The organism is Flavobacterium psychrotrophum, from assembly GCF_003403075.1.
GTDB lineage: Bacteria > Bacteroidota > Bacteroidia > Flavobacteriales > Flavobacteriaceae > Flavobacterium > Flavobacterium psychrotrophum.
In genome coordinates, this window is the sequence record NZ_CP031557.1 from 2,750,064 (window position 1) to 2,776,023 (window position 25,960).

29 protein-coding genes and 1 tRNA gene are annotated in these 25,960 nt (G+C 39.0%); 15 read left to right on the top strand and 15 right to left on the bottom strand.

Annotated elements, in window-relative coordinates:
- Positions 1–74: 74 nt before the first annotated feature.
- Positions 75–944: a peptide chain release factor N(5)-glutamine methyltransferase gene (gene prmC / locus DYH63_RS21635; RefSeq protein ID WP_240409113.1), complete on the top strand. Its 870-nt coding sequence runs from the start codon at positions 75–77 to the stop codon at positions 942–944.
- A 91-nt stretch (positions 945–1,035) separates the two neighbouring features.
- Here prmC and DYH63_RS11805 read toward each other — a convergent pair whose 3' ends face one another.
- Positions 1,036–2,280: an ABC transporter permease gene (locus DYH63_RS11805; RefSeq protein WP_116788997.1), complete on the bottom strand. Its 1,245-nt coding sequence runs from the start codon at positions 2,278–2,280 to the stop codon at positions 1,036–1,038.
- A gap of 119 nt (positions 2,281–2,399) precedes the next feature.
- Here DYH63_RS11805 and hisS point away from each other — a divergent pair, with 119 nt between their 5' ends.
- Positions 2,400–3,776 (top strand): histidine--tRNA ligase, encoded by a 1,377-nt coding sequence (hisS, locus tag DYH63_RS11810; protein WP_116788998.1) that lies wholly within the window; start codon positions 2,400–2,402, stop codon positions 3,774–3,776.
- 83 nt (positions 3,777–3,859) lie between these two features.
- Here the strand turns inward: hisS and DYH63_RS11815 are convergent, their stop codons facing one another.
- Together DYH63_RS11815 and DYH63_RS11820 are read right to left on the bottom strand one after the other, a co-directional pair.
- Positions 3,860–4,090, bottom strand: coding sequence for a hypothetical protein (locus DYH63_RS11815; RefSeq protein WP_116788999.1), 231 nt, complete (start codon positions 4,088–4,090; stop codon positions 3,860–3,862).
- Positions 4,091–4,366: 276 nt separating this feature from the next.
- Complete coding sequence (locus tag DYH63_RS11820) at positions 4,367–4,984, bottom strand: YajG family lipoprotein (protein ID WP_162927010.1); 618 nt, start codon at positions 4,982–4,984, stop codon at positions 4,367–4,369.
- Positions 4,985–5,049: 65 nt separating this feature from the next.
- Between DYH63_RS11820 and DYH63_RS11825 the strand changes: the two genes are divergently transcribed.
- Genes DYH63_RS11825 through DYH63_RS11835 form a run of 3 tightly spaced genes read left to right on the top strand, consistent with a single transcriptional unit; the run spans position 5,050 to position 6,570 of the window.
- Entirely contained in the window at positions 5,050–5,466 is a 417-nt protein-coding gene (locus DYH63_RS11825; protein WP_162927011.1) for a hypothetical protein, read from the top strand.
- Positions 5,467–5,519: 53 nt separating this feature from the next.
- Entirely contained in the window at positions 5,520–6,353 is an 834-nt protein-coding gene (locus DYH63_RS11830) for a hypothetical protein (RefSeq protein WP_116789002.1), read from the top strand.
- 1 nt (position 6,354) lies between these two features.
- Positions 6,355–6,570, top strand: a complete 216-nt coding sequence (locus tag DYH63_RS11835) for a hypothetical protein (RefSeq protein WP_116789003.1) — start codon at positions 6,355–6,357, stop codon at positions 6,568–6,570.
- A gap of 63 nt (positions 6,571–6,633) precedes the next feature.
- On the opposite strand, the gene DYH63_RS11840 is transcribed toward DYH63_RS11835, so the two are convergent.
- On the bottom strand, positions 6,634–6,813 hold the full coding sequence (locus tag DYH63_RS11840; protein WP_116789004.1) for a hypothetical protein: 180 nt from the start codon (positions 6,811–6,813) through the stop codon (positions 6,634–6,636).
- Positions 6,814–7,026: 213 nt separating this feature from the next.
- Between DYH63_RS11840 and DYH63_RS11845 the strand changes: the two genes are divergently transcribed.
- From DYH63_RS11845 to DYH63_RS11865, 5 genes are all read left to right on the top strand, one after another.
- Positions 7,027–7,563, top strand: coding sequence for an AAA family ATPase (locus DYH63_RS11845; RefSeq protein ID WP_116790819.1), 537 nt, complete (start codon positions 7,027–7,029; stop codon positions 7,561–7,563).
- A 6-nt stretch (positions 7,564–7,569) separates the two neighbouring features.
- A complete protein-coding gene (locus tag DYH63_RS11850) occupies positions 7,570–9,462 on the top strand; it encodes a RecQ family ATP-dependent DNA helicase (RefSeq protein WP_116789005.1) in 1,893 nt (630 codons plus the stop codon).
- Complete coding sequence (gene fmt / locus DYH63_RS11855; RefSeq protein WP_116789006.1) at positions 9,462–10,409, top strand: methionyl-tRNA formyltransferase; 948 nt, start codon at positions 9,462–9,464, stop codon at positions 10,407–10,409. Before DYH63_RS11850 ends, fmt begins: the two co-directional genes overlap by 1 nt.
- A 190-nt stretch (positions 10,410–10,599) precedes the next feature.
- Positions 10,600–10,875 (top strand): HU family DNA-binding protein, encoded by a 276-nt coding sequence (locus tag DYH63_RS11860; protein ID WP_116789007.1) that lies wholly within the window; start codon positions 10,600–10,602, stop codon positions 10,873–10,875.
- Positions 10,876–11,002: 127 nt separating this feature from the next.
- Positions 11,003–11,563, top strand: a complete 561-nt coding sequence (locus DYH63_RS11865) for a YqgE/AlgH family protein (protein ID WP_116789008.1) — start codon at positions 11,003–11,005, stop codon at positions 11,561–11,563.
- A 49-nt stretch (positions 11,564–11,612) separates the two neighbouring features.
- On the opposite strand, the gene DYH63_RS11870 is transcribed toward DYH63_RS11865, so the two are convergent.
- Complete coding sequence (locus DYH63_RS11870) at positions 11,613–12,452, bottom strand: aminotransferase class IV (RefSeq protein ID WP_116789009.1); 840 nt, start codon at positions 12,450–12,452, stop codon at positions 11,613–11,615.
- A 54-nt stretch (positions 12,453–12,506) separates the two neighbouring features.
- Positions 12,507–12,899 carry an START-like domain-containing protein gene (locus DYH63_RS11875; protein WP_116790820.1) on the bottom strand — a complete coding sequence of 131 codons (393 nt, stop codon included), beginning with the start codon at positions 12,897–12,899 and terminating at the stop codon, positions 12,507–12,509.
- A 149-nt stretch (positions 12,900–13,048) separates the two neighbouring features.
- Between DYH63_RS11875 and DYH63_RS11880 the strand changes: the two genes are divergently transcribed.
- Positions 13,049–13,122: transfer RNA gene (locus DYH63_RS11880), tRNA-Met, on the top strand.
- A gap of 287 nt (positions 13,123–13,409) precedes the next feature.
- Here the strand turns inward: DYH63_RS11880 and DYH63_RS11885 are convergent.
- A complete protein-coding gene (locus DYH63_RS11885; RefSeq protein ID WP_116789010.1) occupies positions 13,410–14,516 on the bottom strand; it encodes a S41 family peptidase in 1,107 nt (368 codons plus the stop codon).
- A 652-nt stretch (positions 14,517–15,168) separates the two neighbouring features.
- On the opposite strand from DYH63_RS11885, the gene DYH63_RS11890 reads away from it, so the two are divergent.
- A complete protein-coding gene (locus DYH63_RS11890) occupies positions 15,169–15,870 on the top strand; it encodes a hypothetical protein (RefSeq protein WP_116789011.1) in 702 nt (233 codons plus the stop codon).
- 35 nt (positions 15,871–15,905) lie between these two features.
- Here DYH63_RS11890 and DYH63_RS11895 read toward each other — a convergent pair whose 3' ends face one another.
- The 6 genes from DYH63_RS11895 to DYH63_RS11920 all read right to left on the bottom strand — a co-directional run bounded on the left by DYH63_RS11895 (position 15,906) and on the right by DYH63_RS11920 (position 18,989).
- Complete coding sequence (locus DYH63_RS11895) at positions 15,906–16,289, bottom strand: hypothetical protein (RefSeq protein WP_116789012.1); 384 nt, start codon at positions 16,287–16,289, stop codon at positions 15,906–15,908.
- 170 nt (positions 16,290–16,459) lie between these two features.
- Complete coding sequence (locus tag DYH63_RS11900; protein WP_116789013.1) at positions 16,460–17,005, bottom strand: GFO_1091 family lipoprotein; 546 nt, start codon at positions 17,003–17,005, stop codon at positions 16,460–16,462.
- 2 nt (positions 17,006–17,007) lie between these two features.
- Entirely contained in the window at positions 17,008–17,529 is a 522-nt protein-coding gene (locus DYH63_RS11905; RefSeq protein WP_116789014.1) for a GFO_1090 family protein, read from the bottom strand.
- 42 nt (positions 17,530–17,571) lie between these two features.
- Positions 17,572–18,042: a GFO_1090 family protein gene (locus DYH63_RS11910; protein WP_162927012.1), complete on the bottom strand. Its 471-nt coding sequence runs from the start codon at positions 18,040–18,042 to the stop codon at positions 17,572–17,574.
- 4 nt (positions 18,043–18,046) lie between these two features.
- Positions 18,047–18,493, bottom strand: a complete 447-nt coding sequence (locus DYH63_RS11915; protein ID WP_116789016.1) for a PG0215 family putative anti-sigma factor — start codon at positions 18,491–18,493, stop codon at positions 18,047–18,049.
- Positions 18,474–18,989, bottom strand: a complete 516-nt coding sequence (locus DYH63_RS11920) for a GFO_1088 family ECF-type sigma factor (protein ID WP_116789017.1) — start codon at positions 18,987–18,989, stop codon at positions 18,474–18,476. The genes DYH63_RS11915 and DYH63_RS11920 overlap by 20 nt, the downstream gene beginning before the upstream one ends.
- 109 nt (positions 18,990–19,098) lie before the next feature.
- On the opposite strand from DYH63_RS11920, the gene DYH63_RS11925 reads away from it, so the two are divergent.
- Positions 19,099–20,559: a GFO_1087 family putative carboxy terminal peptidase gene (locus DYH63_RS11925; protein ID WP_116789018.1), complete on the top strand. Its 1,461-nt coding sequence runs from the start codon at positions 19,099–19,101 to the stop codon at positions 20,557–20,559.
- 542 nt (positions 20,560–21,101) lie between these two features.
- Here DYH63_RS11925 and DYH63_RS11930 read toward each other — a convergent pair.
- Positions 21,102–22,349, bottom strand: a complete 1,248-nt coding sequence (locus DYH63_RS11930; RefSeq protein ID WP_116789019.1) for an OmpA family protein — start codon at positions 22,347–22,349, stop codon at positions 21,102–21,104.
- A gap of 108 nt (positions 22,350–22,457) precedes the next feature.
- On the opposite strand from DYH63_RS11930, the gene DYH63_RS11935 reads away from it, so the two are divergent.
- A complete protein-coding gene (locus tag DYH63_RS11935; RefSeq protein WP_116789020.1) occupies positions 22,458–23,810 on the top strand; it encodes an NAD-dependent succinate-semialdehyde dehydrogenase in 1,353 nt (450 codons plus the stop codon).
- A gap of 1 nt (position 23,811) precedes the next feature.
- On the top strand, positions 23,812–24,561 hold the full coding sequence (locus DYH63_RS11940; RefSeq protein WP_116789021.1) for a hypothetical protein: 750 nt from the start codon (positions 23,812–23,814) through the stop codon (positions 24,559–24,561).
- A gap of 83 nt (positions 24,562–24,644) precedes the next feature.
- Here DYH63_RS11940 and murA read toward each other — a convergent pair whose 3' ends face one another.
- On the bottom strand, positions 24,645–25,955 hold the full coding sequence (gene murA / locus DYH63_RS11945; protein ID WP_116789022.1) for a UDP-N-acetylglucosamine 1-carboxyvinyltransferase: 1,311 nt from the start codon (positions 25,953–25,955) through the stop codon (positions 24,645–24,647).
- Between the last annotated feature and the right edge of the window lie 5 nt (positions 25,956–25,960).

Below are 25,960 nucleotides of genomic sequence, written 5' to 3' on the forward strand. Positions count from 1 at the left end.
ATACAGGCCATTCATCCTGCCCGGTCTGGATGCTGAAGGAATTAGCTCCTCAGCCTTCAAAAAATGAGCAACTTATCAAAATAAAAGATTATCAGTCAATATTTATCAATACCCTCTCTCCTATTCATGGTTCAGATGAGGCCGAATCTTTTTTCTATATCACACTCGAAGAAATAAACGGGCTTAAGCGTACCGGATTGATTGTGAATCCTGATGTACAACTTTCTGAATCTGAACTAAAGCAATGGGATGATGTTCTGGCTCAACTAAAAACCCAAAAGCCCATTCAGTATATTTTTGGTAAGACCTGGTTTTACGGACTCGAATTTAAGGTAAATGAAAATACATTAATTCCCCGTCCGGAAACAGAGGAACTTGTAGAATGGATCATCAACGAAAATAAAAACAGGTCAGGCATAAAAATACTCGATATTGGTACCGGCAGCGGATGTATTGCTATCTCACTGGCAAAAAACCTGCCTGACGCAACATTGTATGCCATTGATGTTTCTGAAGAAGCTTTAGCAGTAGCCAAAGAAAATGCTACTATAAATAATGTTGCCGTAAAATTCATCCAAACTGATATTTTAAAAGCCGATAATTTGCCGGAAGTATTTGATATTATCGTATCGAACCCTCCCTACGTACGCAACCTCGAAAAAGTGGAGATAAAGCCAAACGTACTCAAATTTGAACCGCATCTGGCATTGTTTGTTGACGATAACGACCCGCTTATTTTTTACAGGAAAATAGCTCAACTGGCAAAAAACAATTTAAAAAATGACGGCAAACTGTATTATGAGATCAACCAATATCTTGGCACAGAAACAGTCGCTCTTTTAGAACATACAGGCTTTACTAATATAATTTTACGAAAAGATTTTGTAGGCAACGACAGGATGACGAGCGCCAGTAACCAGTGTTCAGTAGTTAGCAGTTTTTGAGTAGTTATGTCATTCTGAGCGCAGCGCAGCGGAGTTGAAGAATCTCTCTGCTTATTCCAAAATTCATCCATCAAAATCCAAAATAGCAAGCCTACTCATACCTTAACGCCTCCACAGGGTCTAACGCCGCAGCTTTAATAGCAGGATATAATCCGGATACTATAGTAACAAATATTATAGTTCCCAGAGCAGCAATGGTTGCCATCCACGGCATAGGGAACGCCATACTACCAAAGACAGATATTGCAAAACCTGTAAGCAAGCCCAGCAGCGTACCCACAAAGCCTCCCATAAGGCATACCACCAGCGTTTCGGTAAAAAACTGCATGGCAATTGTACCTTTTTTAGCACCCAGCGATTTGCGTACACCTATCTCCCGGGTGCGCTCTGTTACAGATACCAGCATGATATTCATCAGCGCTACTGACGAACCAAATACGGTTATTACACCAATAACCCATGCAGCAGTGCTTAGTGTATCAGTCTGCGATTTTAAAGATTCTAATAGTTCATCACTCCGTTCTATCCCAAAATTATCGTTAGCCGAAGGGCTAAGCTTTCGCAGGCGGCGCAATGTGAGTATCGCCTCGCCTACAGCACCATCCAGCAAATCCTGGTTGGTAATACTCACCTTTATAGTATAGTCAATACTTGGCGCGCTAAATAATGATCGTGCCAACTGTATGGGAATAATAACATTAAGGTCCTGCCTGTTGCCAAAGGTAGAGCCACGGCCTTTTAGCACGCCTATAACTTTAAATCGTGCCCCGCGTATAGAGAGTTCTTTACCTATGGGATTAACATCTTTAAAGAGTCCTTTTTCAAAGTCGGCGCCCACAATACACACAAAGCTGTTATTCGAAATATCAAAATTATTAAAATTACGGCCTGAGGTTGTTTCCAGTCCTGAGTTGGGCAGGAAGTTTTCATCGGCACCTACAATGGTAATTTCAGGGTCGGTTTTTTTGCCCTCATATTTTACTTCTACGCTACTGGCAGCAGTAAATGAAAGCGACGTTTGCGCTCCTATAAAATTATATTTGTCCTGAAATTGTTTTGCCTGCGGATAGGTAATAACGGGATTTACACGTGCATCACTATTGTTTTGCCTGCCCACCTGCTCGCTATAATCATAACGGGTAATGGTAAAGGTATTAGACCCCATAACGGCCAGATTGCCGGTAATGCTGTTTTCGAGTACAGCCACGGCAGCAAGTATGCCCACCAAAGCCCACACACCCAGGCCAATGATAAACACGGTTAATATAGTACGTAGCTTTTGCCCGCGTATAGATGCAAGGGCTATCCTGGTATTCTCCCTGAAGAGGTTAAACATTATTGATCGATTTTTACGCTAAAGTAAACAATTTGTTTCAGGTTTCAAGTTTAACGTTGTGGGAAACTTGAAACCTGAAACCTGAAACAATTACTATATTTGCAGAAAAATAAAACAAAATGGCAAAACCGGGAATTCCAAAAGGCACAAGAGATTTTTCACCTGTAGAGGTGGCTAAGCGTCAATACATCATGTCGGCGATAAAGCATCATTTTGAGCTGTTTGGCTTCCAGCCTATTGAAACGCCTTCGTTTGAAAACAGCGATACTCTTATGGGTAAATATGGCGAAGAGGGCGACAGGCTTATTTTTAAGATACTTAACAGTGGCGATTACCTTAAAAAGGCTACAGAAGATTTTTTGACAAACCGCGATAGCGGCAAACTTACTTCCCAAATATCTGAAAAAGCGCTGCGTTACGACCTTACCGTGCCATTTGCACGTTATGTGGTACAGCACCAAAATGATATAACCTTCCCTTTTAAGCGTTACCAGATACAGCCGGTATGGCGTGCAGATAACCCGCAAAAAGGGCGTTTCCGCGAATTTTACCAGTGCGATGCAGATGTGGTGGGCAGTACTTCACTATGGCAGGAAGTAGAATTGGTACAACTATATGATAATGTATTTTCTACATTAGGACTTAACGGCGCAACAATAAAAATAAACAACCGCAAAATATTAAGCGGCATTGCCGAAGTTATAGGCGCATCAGACAAGCTGATCGACTTTACCGTAGCTCTTGATAAGCTTGATAAAATAGGCGAAGACGGCGTAAAAGCGGAAATGCTTGCAAAGGGACTAACCGAAGAAGCTATAGAAAAAGTACAGCCGCTGTTTAACTTTACGGGTACCATTAACGAAAAACTGGATAAGCTTGCAGAACTTTTAGCCGCTTCTGAAGATGGCACGAAAGGCGTGGCAGAACTGCGTTTTATATGCGATAATGTTGCAGCTGCCGGCCTTGGTAAATCGATACTCGACCTTGACGTAACCCTGGCACGCGGGCTTAACTATTATACCGGTGCTATATTTGAAGTTTCGGCTCCTAAAGAAGTAGCCCTGGGCTCTATAGGCGGCGGTGGCCGCTATGATGATCTTACCGGCATCTTTGGGCTCAAGAATATGAGTGGTGTAGGCATCTCTTTTGGGCTTGACCGCATTTACCTTGTATTGGAAGAGCTTGGACTGTTCCCCGAAACAGTTACAGAAGGCACTAAAGTATTATTTACCAACTTTGGCGAAAAAGAAGCCCTGTATGCGCTTAAAGCAATTAACAAATTGCGTAAAGAAGGTATTAAGGCAGAACTATATCCTGATGCTGCCAAGATAGGCAAACAGTTTCAGTATGCCGATAAGCGCGCCATACCGTTTGCCGTACTTACCGGAGAAACAGAACTGGCTGACAACACGTATACCCTTAAAAATCTTGCCTCAGGCGAGCAGGAAGTGGTAACGTTTGAGGTACTTGCCGAGCGCATTAGCTGGACATTGTAAAGATTACATACAGCCATAAAATAAAAATTCCCGCGCTGCAATCCAGGCGGGAATTTTTTTTGTATTGTTTTACGCAAGGTTGTTTAGGCAATGTCTAACAGGTTTACACTGTTTTTAGTAACATTACCGGTACCATCCTGAACGATCTCTATACCCAGGATCTCAAAAGGGCGCTGAAGCAGCAATCCGTTTGCATCAAGATAATCCATTACCAGGTCATCAAAACTGTCTGGGTGAAGAGAAATAGCTACACTGTCTGTAAGCTCGTTGTCGATAATAAAATTACGCATAGCGTCATAAGTAATTTTCTCCATATACTTTATAGATTTTAGGTAAAGTAAATTTACTTGTTTATCTGAATAAAGTATTGTTAAAAGTGTTAAACTTTACTAAATCAATATTAAATATCGATTTAGCACAAATATAATACTTAAAATCCTGTTAAAATTTAAAGATATTTCAATTCAACTATCCTTAAAAAGTTGCATTAAATGCAATCTGTTAGCTTAAAATTGCCCTTTTGATGTTATTTATTTAATAATTAGGCTATTTTAAATACAATATTTTTTATAATTATGCGTTGTCCCTTTTTAATACCTGAAATCGATGATGCCATCACCTGTATTTCCTGATTTTGGTGTCTGATTTTCAGTTTTTTGCCAACCTAGAGTAGGATATTTCTTTCGAAGCTCTTCTAAATCGCGCGAAAAATAGTCTGCAACAAAAATTCTTGGCGATCCTTTCACTGCCTTGTCAACATAATTTAGCTCTCCTAAATAAGTTATACCGCCTTTTTTTATTTCAAACGGAATCGCAAATTCTTTGCTGCTGTCTACACTTCCTGTAGGCCCCAGGTGGTCAAGGTAACTGTATTGCGTAAACGCGTAAGTACCCGGTTCGCGCTCTATTATAAACAAGTAGCTTTTTTTATTATTGAAATCGCCATTAAAACTGCTTACATTATTGTTACGTCCTTTTATCATTATCTTACCTGCATTAGCCTTTTTAAAAGCTTTATCGCCGGAAGTAGCATTATAAAAAAAGCGGTAAATATCGTTAACAGGCACATCGCCTTCAAAGGTAATGGTACCTACTGCAAGGCCTTTATCCGGTGATGGAGAGAGTGTTTGTGGCGATGCATCGGCACTCTTTGTTGCACAGCCCGCAATAAGGGCAAGGCACAACAGGGCATATATTTTTTTCATCATTGTGTATTTTTACAAAGGTAGCTATTTACCACACTATTATTATATTTGTAATTATACACTTTAGCATGAAAAAAGTTATCAGCATAGCCATAGCGCTCATTATATTAATCTCATTAGTATCACTTGGTAAACAAGAGTTTACTATTATAGGAAAATGGAAAGGGCAGGAAAAAGGTAGCACTGTAACATATATGGAGTTTGACGAAGAAGGCTATGTAAGCATGCGCCGTAACGACGAGGTTATGGGCGGCAAGGATTTTAAGATTAAAGGAGAAGCCTTCTCAATGTTTTACACTACTGATTTTGAAAAAAATCCACCTCAATTAGATGTTACCGTTACAAGAAAATCTACCGGTGCACAGCGCAAAATGTTTGGTGTCATAAAAATTGTAAACAACAACAATATCATCATTAGCCTTACTGAAAGGATACGCCCTGAAAACTTCGACGGTCCTGAAGCCATTAGCTTTAAGAGGCAGTAGGTAGCTTGATGTAATTTATTATATTTGACATTAAACCAGTAAACCACCACTTTATGCTTACCCGCCTATTTATAATTCTATTTTGCTTATCATCGGCTTTTGCTAAATCTCAGGAAAAAGAAAAACAGCAAATATTAGCAGAAGCCTGGCTACTGTACAACTCTGAACGAGCGTCATGGCATGGCACAGATATATTTACAGAACGCTATCCGGCACTAAGAAAAAAAATGTCAGGATATTTCAGTTATACTGAAGGCGATGAACATAAATGTGTATTCTATGACCAGGCCAACCCTCCAAAAACACTGGCAATTATTACCTTTAACAACAATTTTGTTTTAGAAACGGCAAAAGTAGATACAACCGCACGTATACTTACTAAGTATGAGACTGACCTTTGTAGCATACGCGAAAAAGTTACGCAGGAAGTATACAAGGACACTACGCTTTTTAAACACTATAAAAACACCAGTTACAATCTTGTTCCTCTGATAGTAAACAACAAAAAGAAAGTATACATTTTTACCGGCCCGGGTAATACAGGTCAGGTAATTTTTGGCAATGACTATCTTATAGAATTTGACAAGAAAAATGTTATAAAATCTAAAAAAGCACTCCATAAAAGCATAATACCTATAAATTATGCGAAAGAAGGACAGGAAGTAACTACTATGCATACCCATCTTCCTTCAAGCGGCGACCTTATAACTGCTACCGATATTTGCACACTCCTACTCTATGCTCCTTATGCAAACTGGTCGCAGCACTATGTAATATCGCAAGAATATGTATCAATTTGGGAGTGCGAAAAAGAGAACCTGTTCATTATGACACGCAAGGCGTGGGATAAAATTTCAGAAGCCGACAGTAAAGGAAATAAGAAATAATATGCTTAAAAAATACTTATTAGCTGCCGGGTTTGTACTGTTGCTATCATCATACACCACTACCGACGATGTTTACATTTGCGATAGCAAGGGCGGTAAACGTTACCATCTTAGCAAAGATTGCCGTGGGCTTTCAAATTGTAAAGCCGAAATAAAAAAGGTAACACTGACTGCTGCCAAAGAAAGCGGAAAAACGCTGTGCGGTTATGAAGACTAGCACTTTATAAAAAACAGAAACGCGGCTTCTAAGCCGCGTTTCATTACCCAAAAGCTAAAAGCTTTATCGGGCTAAATATAGTCCACTACATACAATAGCAACAGCAGTAATTGCCACACCTGCCTGTATATAGGTCATAATTGTATCTTTTCGGTTAAAAGACCTATAGTGTTCATACCTTTTTTTGCTGTCATGAGCATTGTAAGGAGTATCAAAGCCTGTAAGGATCATCAGTTTTTTCATAGCGCATCGTCATTTAATTCATTATTCTTCCATAAAAGTAAACATTAATCGCACCAAAACAATTTATTTTAAGATTTTATTTTGTGTTAAAAATAATTTTTAACAGTTTTTACTAAAAATCAGTAACACAGTACTGATTAAACTGATAAATGCGTGTGCGTTTTTGTAATCTATAATCTTTAACTACTTTTGCCCCTTTATAATTTTAATATTGTGGGCAAAGAAATTGTTGTGCTTATTGGCGGTCCGGGTAGTGGTAAAACCACGCTTATAGAAAAGCTTACCGAAAAAGGCCATACGTGTTATCCTGAGATATCGCGCGAGGTAACATTAGAGGCACGCCGCCAGGGTATAGAACAATTGTTTTTAGAAAAGCCCCTGCTTTTTAGCGAACTACTTTTAGAAGGCCGTAAAAAACAGTATAATAACGCCCTTGCCGAAGAAAAAGAAATTGTTTTTATAGACCGCGGCATACCTGATGTATTGGCGTACATGCACTATATAGGAGATGCCTACCCTGCTTTTTTTGACCAGGCCTGCCGTGACCATGTATATACTAAAATCTTTTTCCTGCCACCGTGGGAAGAAATTTACACTGCGGATGAAGCCCGTTATGAAAACTATGAGCAGGCAGGACTAATTTCGCAGCACCTGCAGGAAACCTATAAAAGCTACGGCTACAATCTTATTGAAGTACCAAAAGACACCCCTGATAACAGAATTCTTTTTATCTTGGGGCATCTTTCATAAACTGATATGCAGCAACCGCTAGATATCCTTAAAAAATACTGGAACCACGACAAATTTCGCTCCCCTCAGGATGAGATCATAAAATCTGTACTGGAGGGTAAAGATACCTTTGCACTTATGCCTACGGGCGGGGGTAAATCGGTGTGCTTTCAGGTACCGGCATTAATACAGCCCGGCATTTGCCTGGTGGTATCGCCGCTTATTGCCCTAATGAAAGACCAGGTGCAGAACCTGCAAAAGAAAGACATTAAGGCTATGGCGCTAACCGGCAGCCTTAGTGTAGACGAAATAAGCAACCTACTGGATAATTGCCGTTTTGGTAATTACAAGTTTCTATACCTCTCGCCCGAAAGGCTTGAAGCCGACTGGATAGTAGAACGTATAAAAGAACTCGATATAAACTTAGTGGCCATTGACGAAGCACACTGTGTATCGCAATGGGGGCACGATTTCAGGCCGGCATATCTCAAGATATCCAAACTAAAAAAGGAACTGTCAAACGTGCCTTTTATAGCACTAACAGCATCGGCCACTAAAAGGGTGCAAGAAGATATCGTTAAACAGCTCGCACTAAAAGAGCCACAGGTCTTCAAAAAATCATTTGCCCGCGAAAACATCGCTTATATGGTTTTTGAATGTGAAGACAAACTGCACCGCCTGCAACAAATGTTTACCAAAAACCCCGGTCCTGCTATTATATATGTACGCAACAGGCGTGCCTGCCACGAGGTTTCGCGCCAGTTGCAGTCGCTTGGGTTTACAGCAACCTATTATCACGGTGGCCTTAAGGGAAAGGAGAAAGAGGCAAATATGCAGGGCTGGTTAAAAGGTAATATACAGGTTATGGTTGCCACCAATGCCTTTGGTATGGGCATAGACAAGCCCGATGTAAAGACCGTAACCCACATACAACTGCCGGAAAATATAGAAAGTTACTACCAGGAGGCAGGCCGTGCAGGCCGTAACGGACAAAAGAGTTTTGCTGTAGTGCTGGTTAGCCCCGGAGATGTACCGGCAGCAAAAAGCCAGTTTTTAGATGCGCTGCCTGATAAGGTGTTCTTGAAACAGGTTTACCTTAAACTGAATGCTTTTTTACAAATAGCCTATGGCGAGGGTATGGAAGAAGTATTCTCGTTTAACTTTAACGACTTTTGCCACAAATATAATTTCCCGGCCGTTAAGGCATATAATGCATTACAGTTCTTAGACCGCCAGGGCGTGCTTACGCTTTCGCGTGAATTTAGCGAGAAGGTAGTAATGCAGTTCCTTATACCCAGTCGTGAAGTGGTGCGCTATACCAGCCTTAACCCTGCCGATGAAGAGGCTATACTGGCTATACTGCGCAACTATACCGGAATCTTTGATGCTGAAACCACTATTAATATCCGCTTAATAACCACCAAAGCTAAAATTAGCGAAGCTGACCTCATGCAACTGTTAAAGCGTATGGAAGGCCAGGGCATTATTGGACTTCGGGCTTCGGGCAATGATGGTGCTATTGTTTTTAATGAAGTACGGGAAGATGAACACACCATAAACCGTATCTCAAAATTCCTGGAGCAGCAAAACACCTTAAAAGTTTCGCAGCTGGAGAGTGTACTACATTATATTGCAGATACTACACATTGTAAAAGCCGCTTTATACTGGAATACTTTGATGAAGAAACCACAACAGATTGCGGTATCTGCTCGTATTGCATCTCAAAAAATAAAGTGCAACTAAGTCCGCTCGAAACGGCAACAGCCATACTGGAGCTGCTAAAAGAAAAGGCCTTATCTTCGCGTAGCATAGAGCAACAGCTGGGGCTTACATCAAAAGACACTGTTTTTGCCCTGCAATTATTGCTCGACAGCAAAAGGATTATACTTAACGACCATAACGAATATATACTGAAATAATGAACACCCTGAAAATCGTTTTTATGGGTACCCCGGATTTTGCCGTAGGGATACTGGATGCCATTTACCAACGTGATTATAATATTGTGGGGGTAATTACCGCCGCCGACAAACCAGCCGGACGCGGCCAAAAAATAAAATACAGCGCCGTTAAAGAATATGCCTTAGATAAAGGACTGAATCTTTTACAGCCGACTAATCTTAAAGATGAAACTTTTTTGGCAGAATTAAAAAGCCTTGGTGCTAACCTGCAAGTGGTGGTAGCCTTTAGGATGCTGCCGGAAGCGGTTTGGAAAATGCCGGAGCTGGGTACGTTTAACCTGCATGCCTCCCTGCTGCCTCAGTACAGGGGAGCAGCGCCTATTAACTGGGCTGTTATAAATGGTGAACAACGCACTGGGGTAACTACATTTTTTATTGATGAAAAAATTGATACCGGCGCCATGATACTTAAAGCCGAAACAGAAATAGGTACAGACGAAACCGCCGGCGAACTGCACGACCGCCTTATGAACCTGGGTAAAGATACCGTTGTAAAAACACTGGCGCTTGTTGAAGCCGGTAATGTTGAAACCACGATACAACCACAGGAAGGTGATATAAAAACGGCTTATAAGCTTAATAAAGACAATTGTAAAATAGACTGGAACAGGCCCGGAATCGAAATTTACAACCAGATAAGAGGCCTGAGCCCCTACCCTGCCGCATGGACATTTATTAAAGACGGTGACCAGGAATGGAATGTAAAAGTATACGAAGCAGCATTTACACATGGCAGCCATAACAGGGTTGCAGGTAATATGATTGTAGAAAACAAGGAGATAAAAGTGTTTACTACAGATGGATTTCTGGTGTTGAAAAGCCTTCAGTTTCCTGGAAAACGCAGGATGACGGCGGTCGAATTATTAAACGGTATGAATTTTACTACAGAAGCAATTGCTAATTAATCAGCTGAAATCTTGATATTTTAAAGAATTCTAATTAAACAAGGCTAACAGTTAACATTTCGGGAAAAGTTATCAACAATTAAAATGAAAATGTTACAAAAGTCTTGTGTGGTATGGAAATCCTGCTAAATTTGTAGGACAGGAATTGGAAAAACAATAATTTTAACCAAACAATTAATTACGAATTATTATGAACAAATCAGAATTAATCGACGCGATTGCAGCAGACGCAGGAATATCTAAAGGTGCAGCTAAAAAAGCTCTTGAATCATTTGTATCTAACGTGAGCGAATCACTTAAAGGTGGCGGAAGAGTATCATTAGTAGGCTTTGGCTCATTCTCAGTTTCTGAAAGAGCTGCAAGAGAGGGAAGAAATCCACAAACCGGAAAATCTATCAGCATTGCTGCTAAGAACGTGGTTAAATTTAAGCCGGGAGCTGAGCTTGACGGACATGTAAATAGCTAAGAACTAGCTTAGTTAAATTAATAAACAAAAGGCTCTTCAATATTTTGAAGGGCTTTTTTTTTAAAACTGTGTGAATTTTTTTTCAGACTTATTTTTTTTTGTTAAATTTAGTTCAAATTGTATAAGGATGATTTCATTAAAACCCCAGAAAGGCTTTCTGCTGGTGGCAGAACCTTCAACAATTGGAGATCTATCTTTTAACAGGTCCGTTGTGTTGCTTGCAGACCATAATCCCGAGGGCTCAATAGGCTTTATACTTAATAAGCCATTGGGCTATACCATTAGCGATCTGGTACCGGAGGTAAGCGCAAGCTTTAAAATATACAATGGTGGGCCGGTTGAGCAGGATAATCTCTATTTTATTCATAACGTTCCTGAACTGATACCGGATAGTATTGAAATATCTAACGGTATTTACTGGGGAGGCGATTTTGAGTATGCTAAACAGCTTATAAACCGCGGGCTTATAAAGAAAACCAATATACGTTTCTTTTTAGGCTACAGCGGTTGGAACGCTAATCAACTGGAAGAAGAACTGGAAGACAGCTCGTGGATTGTATCGCAAAATAGCTATGATAATAAAATCATAGGAAAATCCAGCACTTCCTTCTGGAAAGAAAAGATAATGGAACTTGGTGGCGACTACCTGATATGGAGTAATGCCCCTGAGAATCCTTCTTTAAATTAAACCAACTTTTACCAACCGGAAATTTGCCCCAAAAAACCAATTTTCCTTATTACCCCAGCCTTACTTTGGCGTTAAGCCTCTTTACCAGTTCTTGAGACAATGAGGTGGTAAACTCTTTTTTACGGTATTTTGTAATGGGCTGTATACCGGTAATTACATTGGTAAGAAAAAGTTCGTCTGCTTTTTGCAGGTCAAACGGAGATATAGAAGCTTCAGAAACCTCAATGCCTTCAACTTTTTTTGTCAGTTCAAGAACCTGTTTACGCATTACACCGTTAAGGCATCCGTCTGCAATGGGAGGTGTTGTAAGCTTACCGCCACTCAGCATAAAAATATTAGATTGCAGGCCTTCTATTACATTTTTATCATCGTTTACAAGCAAGCAGTTGTCATAACTATTTTCATGCGCAAAAATGCTCGCAGTAACGTTTATAAGGCGGTTGGTACTCTTAATGGTAGATAGTAATTGCTTGCTTACATAAAAGTCTTTATAAAGTTCTACCTCATAAGGGGCATCACTTACTTTATATAAGGCATCAGCAAGTGGCTCTGCTGTAATTACAAAATCGGTATTTTTCGCCGTGGGCAAATAACGTCCGCCCGGCTGCCTGAAAAACGTAATACGTGCCCTGTAAGACAATGCCTGCGGCAGCGTAGCTACAAGTTCAAGCACCTGGCTTTCCATATACTCCAGCGTAAAATGCATAGGGATATCCATACGTACTATACGAAGCGAAGCCATAAGCCTGAAGTAGTGGTCTTCAATAAAAAGCACCTTACCGCCCAGTACCCTTACGGTATCAAAAATGCCGTCGCCATATAAGAAAGCCCTGTTCTCTTCAATAGCCAGTGCCGATTGCTGCACCAGGCTGCCATTGTAATTAATCATAAAAAAAGCCCTGAAAAAATTCAGGGCAAATATACTTCTTATATTTTTAAAAGCCTATACAGAGCCTAAAACGTGCTTAAGGTCTGATATCTGGTTTTCCCAAAGCTGCTTAGACTCCTGAACATCTTCCTGTTCTGCAAAGTCAACAACCAGTAACGACACATCTTTAGTAATCTCATCTACAAGTATGCGTAACTCAAAATAGTAATCACCATCCTTGTTTTCATCATCAATCCACCTGAATTTTACTTTCTCTCCGGTTTTTTTAGACGAAAGACGCGCCTTTTCCTCTGTATCATCCCATATAAAAGTAAAGTATTCTCCACGTGAGTTAACGTTATCAGCAAACCACTCAGACAGCCCTGACGGCGTAGATATGTACTGATACAAAAGCTGCGGAGATGACGTTATAGGAAATTCCAGCTCGTATTTTATTTTTTCGTCCATTACTATGAAAATTTTTCGAAATATATAATTTTTAACATTCATAAAAAAACATTTACAAAAATAATTTTTTCATTAAAAAAACATTTGGAGAAGTAGAATATTGTGCTATCTTTGCACCCGCATTCAAGGATGTACAAACCGAATAAAATGGCGAGGTAGCTCAGTCGGTTAGAGCGCAGGATTCATAACCCTGAGGTCACGGGTTCAACTCCCGTCTTCGCTACAGAGACAAATGGCACTATTAGGAGACTAATAGTGCTTTTTTTTTGTCATTAGCAATCTGTAAAATCAAGATGTATTTTCTAAGCTGTATGCTTATTGAATCCAATGGAGTTGTTTGTATTTAATTTAGAAACTACTTTAAAATAGAGCAATTTTGACTTTTTTTTGAAACTTTAAAGTAGATGTGACAAAGCTTTCTGTTGCATCTGTCTGATAAAAAACGGAAATTTGAATCTTGCTCTTAACTAACTCATTTCGTGTTGCCGCTGTTGCCGGCATTTTATTTAATCACGGCTTTAATAATTCTTTGATAGCCATGTCTAATACAGGGTCATTCATATTTAGTAAATCATTTTGAGTATTTAGAACATGAATGTCAACAGGCGCACCAATTCCTTCATAACAAGTCATTTTGTTATCGTAGTATCGCTCATTAGAGAGTGAAATAAGCCACCCATTAGGAAGTGTAAAGCCGTACATATTTGAGTAAATGCCGCGTGTGTTTGAACCAACAATTTTTACATTTGGTAGTTCTCTCATTATAGAGGCATATAAATCTCCTGCACTTACTGTTTTGTCATTTGTTAATACTACTACAGGTTTTGTAAATTGAAAAACACCTTTAGGCTCAGTGTACCATGTTTCAAGTTGCCCAAAATCTTCATATCCTCCTTTTCTTATTCTTGTTTTTTTATGCATCCCAATTACTTTACTAGCTGTAAATCTGCCAGCAACTTCATAAGCAAATTCATCATTGCCTCCAATATTATCTCTTACATCTACGATAATTGATTTCACATCTTTAAAGCTTGCAAACAGCGTATCCAATAGTTTACCTGCAACTACTGCATCAGGCACATTATCGGAATCTTGATCAACGAAGCATCTGTTGAAACGCAGGTATCCAATACCATTTGAAGTCGAATAAGCAAACAGAGGTACATGATTAAATTCAGGACCTGAGTATTGCAGCGCTGTAAAATGTTTTTGCAATAATGAAGAATTTACCATTTGCCAAAACTTATTGCGTAAACTATCAGTTGGAAACTCTTTTACGAACTGTGAAGGTTTTACAGATTTAAATTGCTTTATTCCCGGAACGATAACATTGATATGATTGTCATTAAAAGGGGCCAGCATCTGAGAAAAAAACGTATATAAAGAATCATCAGAAGTATTTGCGTTTATCAGTGGTCTATATTTTTTATAGGTGGCATGCCAGTCAATATTCCTTAACTTAAAGAAGGCATAGTTGTCTTCGAAAGTATGCCATAACACTTCAAAATTTAATTCTGGTTTTGAAATAGCAGTGTCCTTTGGATAGGATACCGGATTTTGAGCAATAACAGAACTTATAGAAAATGATAGCAATGCAAGGAAAATATATTTTTTCATTTTAAAATTTTTACCGTTCGTGTTAGTTCATATTTCTAAAGGGCATAAGGCATCAAATAAATCACCCATCCTTTCAAAGATATGCTTAAATGTTGCGACAAAGTGGTTTTTTTATGGAAAAACGACTTTGTCGCAATGTGAGTTAGTGTCAGTTTAGATGATTTAATTAGTGTAAGCAACTATTCTGTTTTTATGCGACGTTTATATTCTCCTATGGTGCAATGAAAATATTTTGAGAAGTTTTTTGAAAGTGTGACAGGATGCAGATTTGTTATTAGTGGGCTCTTTCGCATCTGTCTGCTAAAAGTAAGTTTAAAATATACCACCTGAAGAATTATAGATTTGGGATAACAATAACCTTTGGTATTCATAAAGCAAGAATTATAAGTCACTATAGGTAAATCTTATTTGTAAATCCGACAGAACCGTTATTCACTTGGAAATGTCCGATAAACTAGCCAAATCTTCCTCAAAATAGTTCGACATCTGTTCGGGCAACGCTACAAAAAATCAAAAACCTGTAAGATAATCACTTACAGGTTTTTTTATGTTTACTCATTTTCTGATTATTTTAATTAGCTCAAAAATACTCCTTAATGGGTACTGAAATTGATGCAGAGTTGGCTATATTTACCTATAACCAATATATACTATGAAGACATTCTCATCTTTAGATGCACAGGTAGAAAACTATAACGCCGGATTACCCTTAAACCCAATAGCCCTCAATCAGCTAAAACTCCCTGTTGATTTTACGAGCAGGGCATTTTTAACCAATAACGTGGGCAACAAATCATTAGAAGGCATAGCAAAGCTTGTAGGCAGCGTAGTAAAAAAATCGATTATAAACCGTGTAGAAACTTATGAAGAAACCGGAAACAATTACAAAAAAGACGGTGTAATTGTTGTACCTACAGAACCGGCTAACGGGGTTTTGGTAAAAAACACGTACAACAGGAAAATTGGCAGTGTCATAAAATTTTTGATTGCAGGTGCTTCTTTTGATAATGATATAGCCTATGAGATATTGGTTAATGATATAGCCGAGGCAAGCATAGAAGGCTCTGAACTGGATAAAGATGCACTTTATAACGCCTACGGTACCGAAGCAGACAAAGATGCTTATTATATAATATTAGCCGCTGTGAGCACCAGCCTTACCTACTCTACTTATAATAAAACAAGCAGCAAGGCAGACTTCAGTATCTCGGCAGTATCTGTTAACGGATCGTATTACAAAGATGGAAGCTCCCTTTTCAGAGAATGGAAAATAGGATTTAAACCTATTAAAATATCAGAATTTTTAAAAGGATATACGCCAGCGAAACCTTCTGTTACCCAAACTCCGTCATAAACTTATAGCGCACCTTATCTCCCGATAAGGTGTTTTTATTTTTCGCCTGGCCTGTAGCTACTGCGATTTCTGTTTTTAAAATGCTGTTCGGGGTCTTCATCTACTACATCATATACCTGCCCGCCAAGTGCAGCACGATTAACATAATCTTCCTGCTGCCTTAACTGTATCATATTGCCCAGTACGAGCGAAAATTCATAATGCATCTGTGCAAGGCGTGCGTGCATATAGCCATATGCAAACGCTTTGTTAAACAACACGTTATTACCCTGACTCATTGTTGCAATAACTGCCCCGTTTGTTATACGCCATTTAATAGTTACATTAAGGTTAGCCGCATTTTTTGTATTATTGTCTATCAGATCATTAACTTCTCTTAGTGTGCTATACCCTAAATATATTTTATCCCGCTCTTTCATAACTAAGATTTATTTCAATTACAAATTTAAAAGAAAATAATCTTATATTTAAATTTTAAAAATCAGTACTTATCAACACTCCATAAAAAAACCACGCCTAAGCGTGGTTCTGCTAAATTCAATCCTGAATTTATAAGGACAATTCTTTACCTAAACCTTATCCTAATTTATTATTTTCTGTTTTTAAAAAGTTCCTGTAACGGCTTTAGCTGTTTGCTGTCTATAGGTGCCTTTTGTAGCAGCTGTGCAATAGTAAGCACATTAGTTGGGGTCATATCGTCTCCGGTAACCCTAATAAGCCCAAAACCATTTGATGGCTCGTGCATATACACTACAAACTCTTCTATATGCTCACCGTCTCCTTTAGTATTTATAGAAGCACCCATACCATCATGATTAAACTTTACAAGCTCATCATAAGTATCATCTTTCAACAGCTTTTTCACTTCAGCATCTTCCTTTTCATAGGTCTTGCCATTAGAGTCATTAGCTTTAAAAACCAGCACATTTATATGCTCAAGCGATTTCAAGGCCTTTTTTTGATCATCAGAAAGGTCAAGGCTATCTGTTTTTATAAAAGTGGGTGCAACATCTAAGGCTATAAAATCTTTAGCCTCACTTTTTTCTATAAAATACTTCTGTACAGAGGGCTTACTTTCGCATGAAGTAAGTAATAGTATAGCAGAAGCGGCGATTATGTATAGCAAACGTATCATAGTTATTTCTTTTTAGAAGCTTTTTTAAGCTCATTACCGCCCGGAAGGCTCATTTTATCAGTAAGCATTGATATATCGCTAAGGTCGAAATTTCCGGTAAGAGACATCAGTACAGTTTCATCCTTACCACCGTCTATAAACATCAGCAGTTCTTTAACCTGAGAGCTTGTAGCACCCTGTTTAACATATATCTTTATGTTCCTGCCACTGTCGTTTATGCGCATAAGTTCATCCAGCGGGTTAGACTTAAGGTAACCGTCTACAGTGCTGCGCATCTCTCCGGTATACTTACTATTATCTGTAGTAAATACCCTGAGGCTTTCCAGTTTTGACACCAGGTTTTTATACTGCGCGGCATCTTTATCCTTAGGATCTGTCTTTATCTGGCTCATAAGCTCAAACATCTTTTTATTTACAATAACAGATGTAATGCCCGTCCTGTCTTCAAACTTTGTAAAAGGCGACTGCGCAAAAAGCATGGCAGGTAAAAAGACAAACAGAAAGGCTATAAATACTTTTTTCATTTTGATGTTATTAAATTATTTTTGGGGTAATCAAGGCTTAAATTACTTCAGCTTCTTAAGGTCGTTAAGGTTAATATTACCGGTAAAACTAAGCAATACTACCTGTTTATCCTTATCGTCTTCTACAAAAACAAGCGCTTCTCTTACTTCAGATTTGCTTGCACCCTCTTTTACATAAATCTTTACTTTAGAACCTTTGTCGCTAATGCTCATCAGCTCATCAAGGGTATTACTTTTAAGGTACGAAGATACTGCGTTCCTTATGTTTTTCATGTGCTTTTTTTCTGAAGTCGTAAACACTTTAAGGCCGTCAAGATTTTTAACCATGCTTAGGCACTTATCTGTCTTTTCGTTACCGGAAACCTCTATGTTGCCGGCCATTTCAAACAACTCTTTGTTAAGCGTTACCGATGTAATGCCGTCTACGTCTTTAAACTTGTCAAAAGCGGTAGTTTGCGCAAATCCTATAAATGGTGCAACGGCTAAAATTGATGTGATGATAAACTTTTTCATGATGTTATTCTTTAAATACTGTTTTTCTTGTTTTTTCATATTCTCCTATGTAATTCATGCTGCTCACGCCAACGTTTACGTTTTTAGAGAGCATATTAAGGGCCTTCTGTGTTTGTATAAAGGCTTCTTCGGGGGTATCATAAGTACCCAGGTCTTGTTTTTGCGGCGGTTCATTAAAGTTAAACCAGGTAACCATACCCGCCAGCAATACCACACTAGCCGCTACCGATATCCATTTACGGTAATTTACCTTAATGGTAAGAGGCAACTCTTTTTTAAATTCGCCTGCATCGGCCTGCGCTTTAAAATACCCAAACATTGGCCTGTACTGCTCCAGGTGTGGCGCCACACCCGGCGAAGAAAAGTAAGCTTTTAGCTGCTGCTCCTCTGCAATACTGGTTACCGCGTCAAAATATTTGTCCAGTAGGGCTTCAACTGTTTTTAATTCCATAGCTGTGTTTTTTTGTCAATTCTTCCCTCAGTGTCTTACGTGCTCTTGATAAGGCCACCCGCACTGCGGTTTCATTCATATCCATAATCTTTGCAATCTCCTCAAACTCGTATTGCTCTATATCGCGAAGCTGTACAATAAGGCGTTGCTGCTCTGGCAGGCCTGCCATAATCTTTTCTGCCCATTCCCAACTGTCGCGGTCTTCTGCCTGTTGCTGTAAGCCCGCCTGGCGATCAGTATAATTGGAGTGCACAATCCGCATTTCTGATGCCTGCTTGCTCTTAAGCCGGTCCAGGCAATAGTTCTTAGCCATCGTCATGGCCAGAGCCTCTACGCTGGAGTAGCCACTAAGCTTCTCCCGGTTATTCCATAACTTTACCAGCACCTCCTGGGTGGCATCTTCCGCTTCTTCGGTGCTTACCAGCAAGCGCCTGGCCAGCCGGAAAACTTTATCCTTAAACGGGGAGATGGTTTTTATAAACTCCGCCTGGTTCATTTAATGGTTGTTTATTATCGGTTTATAATAGCTAGACGAGTAGCTATATTTTTTGTTACACGAATATTAAAAATATTTAAATTTACGTTTTAAATATAAAAAGCGCTCAATGAAAAAGATCTGTATAATACTGTTCTCGCTGGTTGCCGGAGCTGTAGCCCTGCAATCGTGTGAAGACATGGATGATAATGCCGTACCTGTAAATGATTTTATATGGAAAGGCCTGAACCTGTATTACCTGTGGCAGGAAGACATACCTAACCTTGCAGATGACCGCTTTTCAAACCAGGGACAACTAAATAACTTTTTACAGGCTTATGACAGCCCTGAAACACTTTTTGAAAGCCTGCTGTACCGCGAAGATGCAGGCGGACGTAAGGTAGACCGCTGGAGCGTTTTGTTTTCTGATTTCCGTACACTGGAAAACCTGTTGCAGGGAACAAGCAAAAGCAATGGTATGGAATATGGGTTATCTTATACCGATGCGTCTCAAATTGGTGTTTTTGGATATGTACGCTATATACTGCCGGATACTGATGCTGCTGGTAAAGACATACACCGTGGCGACATTTTTTATGCCATAAATGGTACAACACTAAACAGGAGCAATTATCAGGAATTACTAAGCCAGGGTACATATACACTAAACCTTGCAGATGACATTAACGGCACAATTACACCAAATGGCAGGACTGTATCGCTTACCAAAAGTGAATATTCTGAAAATCCGGTATATATACACAACACTTATACAAGTGGCAGCCATAAAATAGGTTACCTTATGTATAATGGTTTTTACAGTAACTATGATGCTGAGCTTAATAATGCATTTGGACAATTTGCTTCAGAAGGGGTGACTGACCTGGTTTTGGACCTGCGCTATAACGGAGGCGGATCTGTACGCACGGCAACATATTTAGCCAGCATGATAACAGGCCAGTTTAATGGACAGCTATTTGCTCGCGAGCAATGGAATGCTAAATTACAGGCTTATCTCGAAAGCAATAATGCAAACTCGCTAGATAACCTGTTTACAGATAAACTAACTAATAACACTACAATAAACAGCCTTAACCTTAATAAAGTTTACATACTTACGTCTGGTACTACAGCATCTGCCAGCGAATTGGTTATTAACTGCCTGCAACCTTACATTGATGTAGTGGTTATAGGCGATACTACAACAGGTAAAAACGTGGGATCTGTAACATTGTATGACTCGCCTACTTTTTCTTCTAAAGACCGAAACGGCAGCCACAGATATGCAATGCAGCCTATAGTACTAAAAACGGTAAATAAAAGCGGGTTTGGTGAATATAGCGATGGCATAGCCCCTCAGGTTATATTAAAAGAAAAACTTACAACTCTTGGGATACTAGGCAATCCTGCTGAGCCGCTTTATGCAGCTGCAATAGCAAAGATTACACAACTAGGAAAGCCATTTTTACAAGATAATGAAACAGGACTAAAAACTTTTAAAGACAGTAAAAGTATAAGGCCATTTGGTAATGAAATGTACAAAGAAGAAATGCCAAACGGAAGCCTATACTTACTTAAAAACTTACAATAGTCAGGACTTTTTACTTTTTATAAATATTACAAACGGCTGCCAATAAGCAGCCGTTTGTAATTATAATATGTAAGTACAGTATTCGATCAAAGCTAAAGCATGCTTTTTCAATTTTAAAATGTAGCTTGTAATTTTTACGTTACAATAAAATTCAGTCAACTCTTAATAATTAAATACACTTATTTCTTATACACAACATTAGTGTTAGAAGTTAAAATTTAAGCACCGAGATCTCCAAGATATAAATTCGAGCTATAACTGCCAGACCTAGTAATACCAATCATTAATCAACTAAAGGCAAGTAAAAGGGCGGCTTATCTATAAGTCATATAATATACATCAAAATTAAGACCAATGTATATTCATAATGGTTTAAAATAATTGAACATCTTTGGGGCATAAGTCTTAAATAAGGCAAACGACAACCACCAACTACGCCTACATCATATCAAAAACTACTGTAAATTCAATAAGATTAGGGTATAAAAAAATGCCCCCGCATTGCGGGAGCATCTTATATATTGAATAAAATTCAATTAAAATTATTTGATAATAAATGTTACCCTACGTACAGTTTGACGGGCATATTTAGAATCTTTGCTAACAGAAGCATCTTCACCGTTACCAACTATGTTAAGCCTTGAAGCGTTGATACCTGCATCAACAAGGATTTTCTTAACATTTTCAGCTCTTCTTGCAGATAGTGCTTTGTTGTATTCAGTATTACCAATTTCATCAGCATAACCTATTACATCAGCAGATTTAGATGGGTTTTCTTTCAGATATTTGATCAGGAAGTTAACACCATTAACAGACTGTGGATTTGGTTGATCTGCATTAAAGTCGAAGTATACGTTAACGTAACCACCGTTGATAAGATCTGTAAGGTCTGCAGTAGCAGAAGATTTAAGTTCACCTTCTTTTTTCTCTAGGTAAGACTCAAGTTCATCAGGTACACCGTTACCATTACGGTCAATGTTACGACCTTTGCTATCTACAGCTACACCAGCAATAGTATTTGGTTCAGCATCAAGATAATCAGGCACACCATCTTTATCAGAGTCATTCATCATTGTTTCAAGATCGCCTACACGCTTATCAAGCTCATTAAGCTGATCTGTTACACTATATACATACCAGTCAGCATGTTTCTCTTTACTACCAAGGTAGAAAGTAAGACCTACTGTACCAGTCATTAACACACCGTCAACAACGTTTGTGCTAACTGTAGAGTTACCATCAAAGTTAAAGTTTTGTACACCATTTACAGATGTTGTAAAGTCTCCTGTAAGCACAACACTATTAGAAAGCCTAAGCTGACCTGTAAGACCGCCTATTAAGTTAAGACCATGATCCTTAGCATCACTATAAAGTGCATTATCATCAAAAGTCATTCTAAATACACCGGCACCACCATGTAGTAACAAACCGAACCTATTTGTCCAGTCTTCAAAATTAAGGATTCTACCTACGTTAATTACACCTTGTAGGTCTAATCTCATAAATGTAGTTTTGAAATCCAGACTGTTGTCGGCATTCTTAAATTGGTTGTAAGCTGCATCAAGCTTCAAACCAAATTTGTTGTTAAACATATAACGCACACCAAGTTCACCAGTAATAGGTGCAAGACGCGAAGTCCTGTAACCTTCTGTAAATGTACGTCCGGGCTTGTTAATACCGGCACCAACTTCTATTGACCATTTGTCATATTCTTGTGTTGGTTTAGCTTCCTGCGCATTTATACCCTGCGACAGGCAAAGCAGTAATAGGGGGAGTACAGCTTTCTTCATAAATAATTGTTTTGTTTATCAGTACGTTTAAATTTTTCTGTAAAAATAGTAAAATAAAAATAAGAAAATATGTATTATATTTATAAAAATTTTAAGCGAATTTAAAAAATGTTCTCTACAATCAATCCTCATACAGCTATTTCGATAGCTGATCATCAATACATTGCAGATTCCGAAGCAGGCATTATAGCCGAAAAATCGTTGGTTGCTTTTCAGTCCTGGAGGTCTGAAAACATTGGTGAAAGACTAAACTTTATCAAAAGTTTAATACTTACTTTAACAAAAAACAAACGTTTACTCGCGCATCAGGCTGTTTTAGAAATGGGTAAACCATTAAAACAAGCTTTAGCTGAGGTGGACAAATGTAAGCTTTTATGCGAATTTTACCTACAAAATTCAGATTTTTTTTTATCAGGCAAAAATATAGATACTGATGGTACAGAAAGTTACACTATTTATGAACCTTTAGGGCCTGTTTTAGCCATCATGCCATGGAACTTTCCGTACTGGCAGGTTTTTCGTTTTGCTATACCTACCATCATTGCAGGAAACACTGTTTTAGTTAAACATGCGAGCAATGTAGCCGGGTGTGCTCAACTTATTGAAAACTTATTTTCTGAAGCAGGATTTCCTCAAAACATCTATACAAACGTGCTCATTTCGGGCAGTCAGGTAAAAAACCTTATAGACAACCCATCTGTTAAAGCCATTTCTTTAACCGGTAGCGAAAAGGCAGGAGCCTCAGCCGCATCGGCAGCTGCGGCACAAATAAAAAAATCTGTATTAGAACTCGGCGGCAGTAATGCCCTGATTATTTTAGCTGATGCTGATCTTGAAAAGACAATACCTGAAGCCGTAACAGCACGTTTTCAAAATGCCGGACAAAGTTGCATTGCTGCTAAACGCTTTTTAGTACATTCATCTATATATGACAAATTTATTAAAGAATTTACAAAACAGGTAGCTGCTTTAAAAATGGGAGATCCAATGGATGAAGCCACATACATAGGCCCGCTTGCACGTGTAGACCTGGCTGAAGAAGTAGAAAAGCAGGTAAATGACTCTGTAGCGATGGGAGCTAAAATAGTTACCGGTGGCAAACGCAATAATGCGTTTTACACCCCCACGGTACTAACAAACATTACCATAGACATGCCTGTTTTTAAAGAAGAAGTCTTTGGTCCGGCTGTTCCTGTGCTTGCTTTTGACACTTTTGAAGAAGCTGTTGAACTAAGTAATGCAACCGGTTTTGGATTAGGCGTATCTATTTTTACAACAGACATAGAAAACATCAAACAAAAAATACATCTTTTTGAAGAAGGAGCCGTATTTATAAATGCAATGGTAAAATCTGACCCTGCCCTACCCTTTGGTGGTATAAAACGCTCTGGTTTTGGCCGGGAACTTGCCGAAAACGGTATTAAAGAATTTGTAAATGTAAAAACGGTTTATATCAGGTAATATGAATCTTTTAGAACCTCTTAACCAGCATCTAAACAAATACCCATACATATACCGAATTGAGCTTTTAGACCGGTTTTTCCAGATACTGGATAACAAGGAAATTGTTTTTGTAAAACCATCCTGTTGGACAGATCCTATGGAGAACATCATATTCAACGCCCGCATCTTAAAAGGCGATACAGAATATGTGCATCCGGCAAAAGATAAAATATATGCACAGTGCTGGAGCTATGACGATGATTCGTATGCGCTCTGGCAAATTTACACAACCAAGCCTGATGATTTTGGCATAACAAAGAGACATCCCGGAATACGCATAACAACACACCTGAACAGGCTCGCTCATCTTGCAGAAATGAATACGGGGGTTTTTAATTATGGACTTGTAAACTATTTACCCAAGAAAGACCTTATCAAACTACCCAACACTCCTGAATTTATAGCCTGCCTGGCATCAGAAGCGTTATGCGATGACCACTTTCGCTCGCTGCTCATAAAACGAAAGTCGTATAAATATGAAAAGGAAGTACGCCTTATGTACCATTCTGATGAAAATAATGCAGATAGAATATATCGCCTCAAAATTGAGCCACACGAGCTCATAACATCACTTCGGTTAGACCCATCGCTTACAAAAAAAGAAGCTGCCCTTTTAAAGGAGCAACTCATCTATCAATATAATTTTAAGCCAAGCCAGATTACTCAATCTACCTTAAACGCCGACAACAAGCTTATATTCAGGATTTAACTTCACAATTTTACTTAATATTTAATAACCAAAAAAGCCACGCATAATATAATACGTGGCTTTTTGTGTATATAAAAAGATTATTAATCTATCCTTGTAATCTTTGCACCAATAGCTTTAAGCCTTTCATCTATACGCTCATAGCCGCGGTCTATCTGGTCGCTGTTTTGTATTGTACTGGTTCCTTTTGCAGAAAGCGCAGCAATAAGCAGCGATATACCTGCCCTTATATCTGGAGAAGACATTAATATGCCCCTTAATTTAGATTTAAAGCCAAGACCAATTACGTTAGCCCTGTGCGGGTCGCAAAGTATAATCTGCGCTCCCATATCTATAAGGCGGTCTACAAAGAACAGGCGGCTTTCAAACATTTTTTGGTGTATAAGCACACTACCCCTTGCCTGCGTTGCAACTACCAGTACAATGCTCAAAAGGTCTGGCGTAAAGCCCGGCCACGGCGCATCTGAAATAGTTAGTATTGAGCCATCTATATAGCTTTGTATCTCATAACCTTCTGTGTGTGCAGGAATGTAAATATCTTCACCCCTACGCTCCAGGGTTATACCCAGTTTTCTAAATACACTTGGTATTACACCCAGGTTATCCCAGCTAACATCTTTAATAGTTATTTCGCTTTGTGTCATAGCGGCAAGACCTATCCAGCTGCCTATTTCTATCATATCCGGTAAAATACGGTGCTCACATCCGCCCAGTGTGTCTACACCTTCTATAGTAAGCAGGTTAGATCCTATACCGTTGATTTTTGCCCCCATGCTGTTTAGCATTTTACAAAGCTGTTGCAGGTAGGGTTCACAAGCTGCATTATATATGGTAGTTGTACCTTCGGCAAGTACAGCAGCCATAACAATATTAGCCGTACCGGTTACCGAAGCCTCATCAAGAAGCATATAAGTACCTTTTAGCTTTTCAGCCTCAACACCGTAAAAAGAATCTTCTTCGTTGTAACGAAATTTAGCACCCAGACTTATAAATCCTTCAAAATGGGTATCAAGTCTACGGCGGCCTATCTTATCTCCACCCGGCTTAGGAATATAACCTTTGCCAAAGCGGGCCAATAACGGACCTACAATCATAATAGAACCACGAAGCCCTGCACCCTCTTTCTTAAAATCATCGCTCTCCAGGTAGGTAAGGTTTACCTCGTCTGCCTGAAAAGTATAAGAACCATGAGCAAGTTTTTGAATTTTTACACCCAGATTGCCTAACAACGCTATTAGCTTGTTAACATCTATAATGTCAGGAATATTAGTAATGGTTACTTTTTCGGAGGTAAGCAATACAGTATTTAGTACCTGTAGCGCCTCATTCTTGGCACCCTGAGGTGTAATTTCGCCTTTAAGCGGCGCACCGCCTTCAATTTTAAATGTTCCCATGCAGC